This is a genomic window from Rouxiella silvae, from assembly GCF_002093625.1.
In the GTDB taxonomy this organism is placed as follows: Bacteria; Pseudomonadota; Gammaproteobacteria; order Enterobacterales; family Enterobacteriaceae; genus Rouxiella; species Rouxiella silvae.
The window spans coordinates 18,752-27,102 of sequence record NZ_MRWD01000069.1 but is presented as its reverse complement, the minus strand read 5'-3'; the positions used below and the strand labels follow the sequence as shown (position 1 = coordinate 27,102).

Genomic DNA, 8,351 nt, shown 5'->3' with positions numbered 1-8,351 from the left:
GCGTTTCGCAATCCGTGAAGGCGGCCGTACTGTGGGTGCTGGTGTTGTTGCTAAAGTTATCGCTTAATCGCTGATAGTTTTTTGTCACTTTACGTTGACGCAATACACACTAAAAGGGCATCATTCGATGCCCTTTTCTACGCTATAGCGTTAGAACCTATCTCATCAGCGATTTATACGTCATAATCATTGGTGAGATAGGCTCTCAGAGATAGCGTAAACACCGAGTGTACGCTCTTGCAGAGCATCAATCGGTTTGGTTTGCCTCGCTATGCGAGGCAAAGTTGTTTGTTCTGATTCATTGTGACGGGTTGGTTTATGAGTGCGAATACCGAGGCTCAAGGGAGCGGGCGCGGCCTGGAAGCGGTTAAGTGGATTGTCGTAGCCGTTTTACTGGTCGTAGCTATTGTCGGTAACTATTATTACCGTGCATATAGCCTGCCGTTACGTGCGTTGGCAGTTGTCGTTGTTATTGCTATTGCTGGTGCAGTAGCCCTGATGACCATTAAAGGCAAAGCAACTGTCGCCTTCGCGCGAGAAGCACGTACAGAAGTACGTAAAGTAATTTGGCCTACACGCCAGGAAACATTGCATACCACACTGATCGTGGCTGCTGTTACGGCAGTAATGTCACTGATTCTTTGGGGCCTGGATGGTATTCTGGTCCGTCTGGTATCCTTCATTACTGGCTTGAGGTTCTAAAATGTCTGAAGCACCTAAAAAACGTTGGTACGTCGTTCAGGCGTTTTCCGGCTTTGAAGGCCGCGTGGCTCAATCGCTGCGTGAGCACATCAAATTGCACGACATGGAAGAGTTGTTCGGTGACGTGATGGTTCCTACCGAGGAAGTTGTTGAAATCCGCGGTGGGTTGCGTCGCAAAAGCGAGCGTAAATTCTTCCCGGGTTATGTGCTGGTTCAGATGGTGATGAATGACGCCAGCTGGCACCTTGTTCGTAGCGTTCCGCGCGTGATGGGTTTCATCGGCGGCACCTCGGACAGGCCAGCACCAATCAGTGATAAAGAAGTTGATGCAATCATGAATCGCCTGCAGCAAGCCGGTGATAAACCTCGTCCGAAAACTCTGTTCGAGCCGGGCGAGCTGGTTCGCGTCAACGACGGTCCTTTTGCAGACTTCAACGGTGTTGTCGAAGAAGTGGACTACGAAAAAAGCCGCCTGAAAGTTTCTGTTTCCATCTTTGGCCGTGCTACACCGGTTGAACTGGACTTCGGACAGGTAGAGAAGGGTTAATCGCCTTCACCGTTGCATTCACGCAGCGGGCAATAAATAACCTGGTCCAGGTGTTGTATGAGGCGCGAAATTAAACTATAATTTCGCGCCTTTTGTTTTTATGCTCAGCAAAAATGCTGAACGCCTGTCCTTGAGATAGGCGACGACATGGGCGCTGTGCTTAAAAACGCATACTTAAGTAATTAAGTATCAAAGCTAGATATCGAAAACCACGGGGAGCCTCTTCAAAAAGGCGCTAATACCCAACTGAGGAAATTAACATGGCCAAGAAAGTACAAGCCTACGTCAAGCTGCAAGTTGCAGCCGGCGCTGCTAACCCAAGTCCACCGGTCGGTCCGGCACTGGGTCAGCAAGGTGTTAACATCATGGAATTCTGTAAGGCGTTCAATGCTAAGACTGAAAGCATCGAAAAAGGTCTGCCGATCCCTGTTGTTATTACCGTTTATTCTGACCGTTCTTTCACCTTCGTTACCAAAACGCCTCCAGCAGCAGTTCTGCTGAAGAAAGCGGCTGGTATCAAGTCTGGTTCCGGCAAGCCGAACAAAGACAAAGTAGGTACTGTAACGAGCACTCAGGTTCGTGAAATCGCAGAAACCAAAGCTGCGGACATGACTGGTTCTGACGTGGAAGCAATGGTTCGCTCCATCGAAGGTACCGCTCGTTCCATGGGCCTGGTAGTAGAGGGATAAGAAATGGCTAAGCTGACCAAGCGCTTGCGCGTGATCCGTGACAAAGTTGATACTACTAAACAGTATGAAATCAACGAAGCTTTAGCCCTGCTCAAAGAGCTGGCTACCGCTAAATTCGTAGAAAGCGTAGACGTTGCCGTTAACCTCGGTATCGACGCACGTAAATCTGATCAAAACGTTCGTGGTGCTACCGTTCTGCCTAACGGCACCGGTCGTTCCGTTCGCGTTGCTGTCTTCGCCCAAGGTGCAAACGCTGAAGCTGCTAAAGCTGCAGGCGCTGAGCTGGTAGGTATGGAAGACCTGGCTGACCAGATCAAGAAAGGCGAAATGAACTTCGACGTTGTTATCGCATCTCCAGATGCAATGCGCGTTGTAGGTCAATTGGGCCAGGTTCTTGGTCCACGTGGTCTGATGCCAAACCCGAAAGTGGGTACTGTAACCCCTAACGTTGCTGAAGCGGTTAAGAACGCTAAAGCGGGTCAGGTTCGTTATCGTAACGACAAAAACGGCATCATTCACACCACCATCGGTAAAGTTGACTTTGACGCTGATAAGCTGAAAGAAAACTTGGAAGCACTGCTGGTTGCGTTGAAGAAAGCCAAGCCTTCACAGGCTAAAGGCGTGTTCATCAAGAAAGTTAGCCTGTCCACCACCATGGGCGCTGGCGTTTCTGTTGATCAGAGCGGCCTTTCAGCAACAGTTGCCTAACTTTTAAAAGTTAGAATAAGCACTGCTTGCTTTTATCGCTTTACGTGGGCGATAGATTTGTCTAAAATCTATCCCCCGTTCGTTTTTTTAAAAAGCGATAGTGTTTCGGTCGAACGAAACCAAGAATTTTTCGGTTGGAGCCTGGCCTATCCAGGCCTCCGTCCAAGACCGCAGGAGTCTTGCAAAAGACTTAATATTTCCTGCGTAGACGGTGACAGAGCCTGAATAAAAATTTTTCTTTTTAAGAATTGTTTTACTGGATTCTCTGCTCACCGTGTTTGAACGCTTATTTCCGATCCCGGTTATAAGTGATGTGAGTTCCGGGGATTTTCCCCGGCTAAATCCAGGAGCTAAAGCTAATGGCATTAAATCTTCAAGACAAACAAGCGATTGTTGCTGAAGTCAACGAAGTAGCCAAAGGCGCGCTGTCTGCGGTTGTTGCGGATTCTCGCGGCGTTACCGTAGATAAAATGACTGAACTGCGTAAAGCAGGTCGTGAAGCTGGCGTTTACATGCGTGTTGTTCGTAACACTCTGATGCGCCGCGTCGTTGAAGGTACTCCATTCGAGTGCCTGAAAGACACGTTTGTTGGTCCAACCTTGATCGCGTTTTCTCATGAACACCCAGGCGCTGCTGCCCGTTTGTTCAAAGATTTCGCTAAAGCGAACGCTAAGTTCGAGGTTAAAGCTGCGGCCTTTGAAGGTGAGTTCATTTCAGCCGATCAAATCGATCGTCTGGCAACTCTGCCTACTTACGATGAAGCAGTCGCACGCCTGATGGCAACCATGAAAGAAGCCGCTGCCGGCAAATTGGTTCGCACATTGGCTGCTGTTCGCGATCAGAAAGAAGAAGCTACTGCTGCTTAATCAGCAACTTCCTTTCTTATCACGTTTCGCTTACGTATAAACTATTTCTGTTTTCTAGGAACAAATCTAAATGTCTATCACTAAAGACCAAATCATTGAAGGCGTTGCAGCTCTGTCTGTAATGGAAATCGTAGAACTGATCGCTGCGATGGAAGAGAAATTCGGCGTTTCTGCTGCTGCTGCTGTTGCTGGCCCTGCTGCCGCTGCTGAAGCTGTAGAAGAGAAAACCGAGTTTGACGTTGTACTGAAAGGTATCGGCGCAAACAAAGTTGCAGTAATCAAAGCTGTTCGTAGCGCAACTGGCCTGGGCTTGAAAGAAGCTAAAGACCTGGTTGAGTCTGCACCAGCAGCTCTGAAAGAAGGCATCAGCAAAGACGACGCTGAAGCACTGAAAAAAGCTCTGGAAGAAGCTGGCGCTGAAGTTGAAGTTAAATAAGCCACTGCTTTCTGAGTGCAGTCTGTTTTAATTAACAGACTGATGGCTGGTGACTTTTTAGTCACCAGCCTTTTTGCGCTATAGAGTGTCAGTGGTGTTTCACACTGTTTGACCACTGAATTACTCCGATATCTCTTTCTATTTTACGACTTAATATATTGCCGCCGCTTGCCTTGGCTCATCCAAGGATAATGCGCAACGAAATGATTTAAGAGTGGTAGTGACGGATATTGCGGAAAGTGTTTCGACTTTCCGATCGACAGAAATGGTGTTGCATGAACTGTCCATCCGGACAGACAAGATTGGGTCACTGATCAGCGAGCTGAGGAACCCTATGGTTTACTCCTATACCGAAAAGAAACGCATCCGTAAGGATTTTGGGAAACGTCCACAAGTTTTGGATATTCCTTATCTCCTTTCTATCCAGCTTGACTCGTTCCAGAAGTTTATCGAGCAAGACTCGGAAGGCCAACACGGTCTGGAAGCAGCATTCCGTTCCGTATTTCCTATTAAGAGCTACAGCGGAAACTCTGAGCTGCAATACGTTAGCTACCGTCTCGGTGAGCCGGTGTTCGACGTTAAAGAATGCCAGATCCGCGGTGTAACGTATTCCGCGCCACTGCGCGTGAAACTGCGTCTGGTAATTTACGAACGCGAAGCACCAGAAGGTACGGTCAAAGACATCAAGGAACAAGAAGTCTATATGGGCGAAATTCCGCTCATGACCGAAAATGGTACCTTTGTGATTAACGGTACTGAGAGGGTTATCGTATCTCAGCTTCACCGTAGTCCAGGCGTATTCTTTGACAGCGATAAGGGCAAAACCCACTCTTCGGGTAAAGTGCTTTACAACGCACGTATCATCCCTTACCGCGGTTCATGGTTGGACTTCGAGTTTGACCCGAAAGACAACCTGTTTGTACGTATTGACCGTCGCCGCAAACTGCCAGCGACCATCATTCTGCGTGCACTAAGCTACACCACAGAACAGATCCTTGACCTGTTCTTTGACAAGGTTATCTACCAGATCCGCGACAACAAGTTGCAGATGGAACTGGTACCTGAGCGCCTGCGCGGTGAAACAGCTTCCTTTGATATCGAAGCTGACGGCAAAGTCTATATCGAAAAAGGCCGCCGTATTACTGCACGTCATATTCGTCAGCTTGAAAAAGATGACATTCAGCGCATCGAAGTTCCTGTTGAGTACATCGCAGGGAAAGTCGTTTCTAAAGACTACATCGACACCAATACCGGTGAGCTGATTGTTCCTGCGAACATGGAATTGTCTCTGGACCTGTTGGCTAAACTGAGCCAGGCCGGACACAAAACCATTGAAACGCTGTTCACCAACGACCTCGATCATGGCGCGTACATGTCCGAGACCATTCGCGTCGACCCAACCAGCGATCGCTTAAGCGCTCTGGTTGAGATCTACCGTATGATGCGCCCTGGTGAGCCGCCAACTCGCGAAGCTGCTGAAAGCCTGTTTGAGAACCTGTTCTTCTCTGAAGATCGTTACGACCTGTCTGCTGTAGGCCGTATGAAGTTCAACCGTTCTCTGCTGCGTGATGAAATCGAAGGTTCAGGTATCCTGAGCAAAGACGACATCATCCAGGTTATGAAAAAGCTGATCGGCATTCGTAACGGCATTGGCGAAGTGGATGATATCGACCACTTGGGCAACCGTCGTATTCGTTCTGTCGGCGAAATGGCTGAAAACCAGTTCCGTGTAGGTCTGGTCCGTGTTGAGCGTGCGGTTAAAGAGCGTCTGTCTCTTGGCGACCTCGATACCCTGATGCCTCAGGACATGATCAACGCCAAGCCGATTTCGGCGGCGGTGAAAGAGTTCTTCGGCTCAAGCCAGCTTTCACAATTTATGGACCAGAACAACCCGTTGTCTGAAATCACGCATAAGCGTCGTATTTCTGCACTGGGCCCGGGCGGTTTGACCCGTGAGCGTGCTGGCTTTGAAGTTCGAGACGTACACCCGACTCACTACGGTCGCGTATGTCCAATCGAAACGCCAGAAGGTCCAAACATCGGTCTGATCAACTCCTTGTCTGTTTATGCACAGACCAATGAGTATGGTTTCCTCGAAACGCCTTATCGCCGCGTGCGCGAAGGTGTGGTGACTGATGAAATCAACTATCTGTCAGCCATTGAAGAAGGTAACTTCGTTATTGCTCAGGCGAACTCCAACCTGAGTGAAGAAGGCCACTTCCTGGAAGACCTGGTTACCTGTCGTAGCAAAGGCGAATCAAGCCTGTTTAGCCGCGACCAGGTTGACTATATGGACGTATCTACCCAGCAGATCGTATCCGTTGGTGCTTCACTGATTCCATTCTTGGAACACGATGACGCCAACCGTGCATTGATGGGTGCGAACATGCAACGTCAGGCTGTACCTACTCTGCGCGCTGACAAGCCGCTGGTGGGTACCGGTATGGAACGTGCTGTAGCGGTTGACTCCGGCGTTACTGCCGTTGCCAAACGTGGCGGTACTGTTCAGTACGTGGATGCATCCCGTATCGTTATCCGTGTTAACGAAGACGAGATGTACCCGGGCGAAGCAGGTATCGACATTTATAACCTGACCAAATACACCCGTTCTAACCAGAACACCTGCATCAACCAGATGCCTTGTGTGAATCTGGGTGAGCCAATCGAGCGCGGCGACGTGCTGGCAGATGGCCCATCAACAGACCTGGGTGAATTGGCACTGGGCCAAAACATGCGCGTCGCGTTCATGCCTTGGAACGGTTACAACTTCGAAGACTCCATCTTGGTGTCCGAGCGTGTTGTTCAGGAAGACAGATTTACCACCATCCACATTCAAGAACTGGCGTGCGTGTCTCGTGACACCAAGCTGGGGCCGGAAGAGATAACTGCCGACATCCCTAACGTGGGTGAAGCAGCGCTGTCTAAGCTGGATGAATCCGGTATCGTTTATATCGGTGCTGAAGTGACCGGTGGTGACATTCTGGTTGGTAAGGTAACGCCTAAAGGTGAAACCCAGCTGACGCCAGAAGAGAAACTGCTGCGCGCTATCTTCGGTGAGAAAGCGTCTGATGTTAAAGACTCTTCTCTGCGTGTACCAAACGGTGTTTCCGGTACGATTATCGACGTTCAGGTCTTTACCCGCGATGGCGTGGAAAAAGACAAGCGTGCGTTGGAAATCGAAGACATGCAGTTGAAGCAGGCTAAGAAAGACCTGACTGAAGAGCTGCAGATCCTGGAAGCCGGTTTGTTCTCACGTATCCATTCAGCGCTGGTTAGCGGTGGTATTGAAGCTGAGAAGCTTGCAAAACTGCCACGCGATCGCTGGTTGGAACTGTCTCTGACCGACGAAGACAAACAAAACCAGTTGGAACAGCTGGCCGAACAGTACGACGAATTGAAGTCAGAGTTTGAGAAAAAACTCGACGCCAAACGTCGTAAAATCACCCAAGGCGATGACCTGGCACCTGGCGTGCTGAAAATCGTTAAAGTGTATCTGGCCGTTAAACGTCAGATTCAACCGGGTGACAAAATGGCCGGTCGTCACGGTAACAAAGGTGTTATCTCTAAGATCAACCCGATCGAAGATATGCCTTACGATGCAGACGGTACGCCGGTTGACATCGTACTGAACCCGCTGGGCGTTCCGTCTCGTATGAACATCGGTCAGATTCTGGAAACCCACCTGGGTATGGCAGCGAAAGGTATTGGTGAAAAAATCAATGCCATGCTGAAGAAACAGGAAGAAGTTTCCAAGCTGCGCGAGTTCATTCAGAGAGCCTATGATTTGGGCGACGACGTTCGTCAGAAAGTTGACTTGAACACCTTCACCGACGACGAAGTATTGCGTCTGGCTGAGAACCTGAAAAAAGGTATGCCAATCGCAACGCCAGTCTTCGACGGTGCCAAAGAGACTGAAATCAAGCAGCTGCTTGAGATGGGCGGTATTCCGACCTCAGGTCAGATTACACTGTTTGACGGCCGTACCGGTGAGCAGTTCGAGCGCCAGGTTACTGTCGGCTACATGTACATGCTGAAACTGAACCACCTTGTCGATGACAAGATGCACGCGCGTTCTACCGGTTCTTACAGCCTCGTTACTCAGCAGCCGCTGGGTGGTAAGGCGCAGTTCGGTGGTCAGCGCTTCGGTGAGATGGAAGTATGGGCACTTGAAGCATATGGTGCCGCTTATACCCTGCAAGAGATGCTAACCGTGAAGTCCGATGACGTTAACGGCCGTACCAAGATGTATAAAAACATTGTGGATGGCGATCATCGTATGGAACCGGGCATGCCGGAATCCTTCAACGTATTGTTGAAAGAGATCCGTTCCCTGGGTATCAACATCGAGCTGGAAGACGAGTAAGTTTGCCCCCAATATTTCGAGCTGCAGGAAGGCGACCCGC

General features: G+C 49.6%; 8 protein-coding genes. All 8 read left to right on the top strand.

The window, feature by feature from the left end; genetic code table 11:
- A partial coding sequence (locus tag BS639_RS25320; RefSeq protein WP_130634147.1) for an EF-Tu C-terminal domain-related protein occupies positions 1–67 on the top strand: 67 nt, incomplete at its 5' end.
- A gap of 251 nt (positions 68–318) precedes the next feature.
- The gene (gene secE / locus BS639_RS21475; protein ID WP_055773965.1) at positions 319–702 is read left to right on the top strand and encodes a preprotein translocase subunit SecE; all 384 of its coding nucleotides are present in this window, start codon (positions 319–321) and stop codon (positions 700–702) included.
- A gap of 1 nt (position 703) precedes the next feature.
- Entirely contained in the window at positions 704–1,249 is a 546-nt protein-coding gene (gene nusG, locus BS639_RS21470; protein ID WP_055773967.1) for a transcription termination/antitermination protein NusG, read from the top strand.
- 260 nt (positions 1,250–1,509) lie between these two features.
- Complete coding sequence (rplK, locus tag BS639_RS21465) at positions 1,510–1,938, top strand: 50S ribosomal protein L11 (protein ID WP_055773969.1); 429 nt, start codon at positions 1,510–1,512, stop codon at positions 1,936–1,938.
- A 3-nt stretch (positions 1,939–1,941) separates the two neighbouring features.
- Positions 1,942–2,646, top strand: coding sequence for a 50S ribosomal protein L1 (gene rplA, locus BS639_RS21460; protein WP_055773971.1), 705 nt, complete (start codon positions 1,942–1,944; stop codon positions 2,644–2,646).
- A gap of 359 nt (positions 2,647–3,005) precedes the next feature.
- Complete coding sequence (gene rplJ, locus BS639_RS21455; protein WP_055773973.1) at positions 3,006–3,512, top strand: 50S ribosomal protein L10; 507 nt, start codon at positions 3,006–3,008, stop codon at positions 3,510–3,512.
- A 70-nt stretch (positions 3,513–3,582) separates the two neighbouring features.
- A complete protein-coding gene (rplL, locus tag BS639_RS21450; RefSeq protein WP_055773975.1) occupies positions 3,583–3,948 on the top strand; it encodes a 50S ribosomal protein L7/L12 in 366 nt (121 codons plus the stop codon).
- A gap of 334 nt (positions 3,949–4,282) precedes the next feature.
- Positions 4,283–8,311 carry a DNA-directed RNA polymerase subunit beta gene (gene rpoB, locus BS639_RS21445; RefSeq protein WP_055773977.1) on the top strand — a complete coding sequence of 1,343 codons (4,029 nt, stop codon included), beginning with the start codon at positions 4,283–4,285 and terminating at the stop codon, positions 8,309–8,311.
- Positions 8,312–8,351: the final 40 nt, after the last annotated feature.

Bases quoted from the DNA above. Each gene is read 5' to 3' on its own strand.
- secE (WP_055773965.1), top strand. From the start codon at position 319: ATGAGTGCGAATACCGAGGCTCAAGGGAGCGGGCGCGGCCTGGAAGCG.
- nusG (WP_055773967.1), top strand. From the start codon at position 704: ATGTCTGAAGCACCTAAAAAACGTTGGTACGTCGTTCAGGCGTTTTCC.
- rplK (WP_055773969.1), top strand. From the start codon at position 1,510: ATGGCCAAGAAAGTACAAGCCTACGTCAAGCTGCAAGTTGCAGCCGGC.
- rplA (WP_055773971.1), top strand. From the start codon at position 1,942: ATGGCTAAGCTGACCAAGCGCTTGCGCGTGATCCGTGACAAAGTTGAT.
- rplJ (WP_055773973.1), top strand. From the start codon at position 3,006: ATGGCATTAAATCTTCAAGACAAACAAGCGATTGTTGCTGAAGTCAAC.
- rplL (WP_055773975.1), top strand. From the start codon at position 3,583: ATGTCTATCACTAAAGACCAAATCATTGAAGGCGTTGCAGCTCTGTCT.
- rpoB (WP_055773977.1), top strand. From the start codon at position 4,283: ATGGTTTACTCCTATACCGAAAAGAAACGCATCCGTAAGGATTTTGGG.